This is a genomic window from Protofrankia symbiont of Coriaria myrtifolia, assembly GCF_900634755.1.
Classification (GTDB): Bacteria; Actinomycetota; Actinomycetes; order Frankiales; family Frankiaceae; genus Protofrankia; species Protofrankia coriariae.
The window spans coordinates 1-2124 of sequence record NZ_CAAAFS010000165.1 but is presented as its reverse complement, the minus strand read 5'-3'; the positions used below and the strand labels follow the sequence as shown (position 1 = coordinate 2124).

Here is a 2124-nt window from a genome sequence, read left to right as displayed (position 1 = left end):
GCCGAACAACTCGACGGGCGAACAGCTCGACGGGCACGGCCTCGGCACGCCGGGGGCGCCGGAGATGTGCTTCGATGGTGGCGGATCACGGCCACGGCCCGTGGCCCGTCGTTGTCGGATCATCATCTGTCGGATCATCGTCACGGGGATCACCGGGAGCGGGAGGCTCGATGCTTCTGCTGCGCCGTCTGATAGGCGTCATCCTGCGTCGCGCCCGCCTACGGCAGGGACGCACCCTGCGTGAGGTTGCACGGACCGCGAACGTGTCGGTTCCGTATCTGTCCGAAATCGAACGTGGCCGGAAAGAGGTTTCCTCGGAGGTGCTGGCTGCGCTGTGCCGGGCCCTCGACATCCGTCTCAGCGACCTGCTTGACGAGGTTCTGGACGATCTGCGCCACCTCGAGTCCGAGACCGTACCCGTCACCGTGCGCAGCGCTCCCCCCGACCTGCCCGGCGCTCCCCCCAACGTCACTGTGCGTACGCCGCAGTGTCTGGCAACGGGGTGCTCCGGCGGATCCCCGCGCGGCCGGGGACCCCGCTGGATCGCGCGGGCGGGCGGATGCGTCCCGGCGTACGCCCGGCAACGGCCGCCGCGGTCGGCGTCGGTTCCGGCGCGGACGGCCCGCTCAGCCCGTTGACCGCGGGCGTGGCAGATCCGCCGCCGCCGTCACCACGTGGTCCACGAACCCGTAGTCCCTGGCCTCCCGCGCGGTGAACCAGCGGTCCCGGTCGGAGTCACGCTCGATCTGTTCGACGGTGCGCCCCGTGTGGAAGGCGATGCGTTCCTGGATCGTCCGTTTCGTGTAAAGCGTCTGCTCGAGCTGGATGGCGATGTCGCTCGCCGTCCCGCCGAGCCCACCGGACGGCTGGTGCATCATCACCTGGGCGTGCGCGAGCGCGTATCGTTTGCCGGCCGCGCCCGCGCAGAGCAGGAACTGTCCCATCGACCCAGCGAAGCCGAGCGCCACCGTCACCACGTCGTTGGTGACGTACTGCATGGTGTCGTATATGGCCATCCCCGCGCTCACCGAGCCGCCCGGTGAGTTGATGTAGAGCTGGATGTCGCGTTCGCGGTCCTCCGCGGACAACAGCAGCAGTTTGGCGCAGATCTCGTTGGCGACGGCGTCCTCGACCACCGACCCGAGGAAGACGATGCGGCTGCGCAGCAGGCGGTCGAACACCGGACCATCGGCCTGGTAGCCATTTCCCGACTGCATTCGTGGGCGTTCCATGCGTATTTTCCTCCTCGTACGGAATGCATTTTCCCACCTGGGCAGAATTGACTGCCACCCCGGTGCGCCGACCACACAGTTTTCCACCGCGAAACCATCGGAAACGGCGGGTCTGCCCACGGCAGACAAGGTTTTCAAGATCCACGATGGCTGCGGGTATGCCACCGAAGCCGACGGCGCCGTTCGATGACCGGCCGGCGGCGGCCTGCCAGCGACCAGCCGGTGGCCACCGGCTCCCCCGGAATAGTCTGGCCAGCGCTGACATACAGCTGTCGTAGCCACAAACCGGCGGCCCGGCCTGTGCCGCGCCTTCTTCCACCCGGAGGACGTCGAACACATGACTCTGCTGACCGACGCCGTGCGGGCCGCGCTGACGGCCGGGCGGCTGGCCCATCTCGTCACCCTGAACCCGGACGGCAGCCCCCAGATCACCCTGGTGTGGGTGGGCGTCGACGGCGACGAGATCGTCACCGCCCACCTGGGGCTGTACAAGAAGCTCCGCAACCTCCAGCGGGACCCACGGGTGGCGCTGTCGATCGAGGCGGCGGGAAGCGAGAGCGGCGGTCTCGAGCACTACCTGGTCGTCCACGGGCACGCGAAAGTCACCGAGGGCGGCGCGCCCGAGCTGCTCGAGAAACTCACGAAGATTTACCTCGGGCCGGACGCCCCTCCGTCACCGATCCCCAACCCACCCCCCGGCTACGTTCTAAGGATCACCCCGGAACGCGTCGGCGGCATCGGCCCCTGGAAGCCCTGACCACGGACTACCGACAACCAAGCCGCCGACGCCGCCCCATCCCGGTACCAGGCAAGACACGGTAGCGCCCGCTCAAGGCGTGTTTGCTGGACCGTCTCGGGCAGCTTCACGGCATTCTCGATGTCGTCAGCCTGA

At 68.2% G+C, this 2124-nt stretch carries 3 protein-coding genes; 2 read left to right on the top strand and 1 reads right to left on the bottom strand.

Features of this window, described 5'->3' with window-relative positions:
• The first annotated feature begins 170 nt into the window (after positions 1-170).
• Positions 171-638, top strand: coding sequence for a helix-turn-helix domain-containing protein (locus tag CM1CMNOD_RS24385; protein WP_013873356.1), 468 nt, complete (start codon positions 171-173; stop codon positions 636-638).
• On the opposite strand, the gene CM1CMNOD_RS09045 is transcribed toward CM1CMNOD_RS24385, so the two are convergent.
• Positions 627-1232, bottom strand: coding sequence for a ClpP family protease (locus CM1CMNOD_RS09045; RefSeq protein WP_013873355.1), 606 nt, complete (start codon positions 1230-1232; stop codon positions 627-629). The two genes, CM1CMNOD_RS24385 and CM1CMNOD_RS09045, sit on opposite strands and share 12 nt — an antisense overlap.
• Positions 1233-1569: 337 nt before the next feature.
• On the opposite strand from CM1CMNOD_RS09045, the gene CM1CMNOD_RS09040 reads away from it, so the two are divergent.
• Positions 1570-1989: a PPOX class F420-dependent oxidoreductase gene (locus tag CM1CMNOD_RS09040; RefSeq protein ID WP_013873354.1), complete on the top strand. Its 420-nt coding sequence runs from the start codon at positions 1570-1572 to the stop codon at positions 1987-1989.
• Positions 1990-2124: the final 135 nt, after the last annotated feature.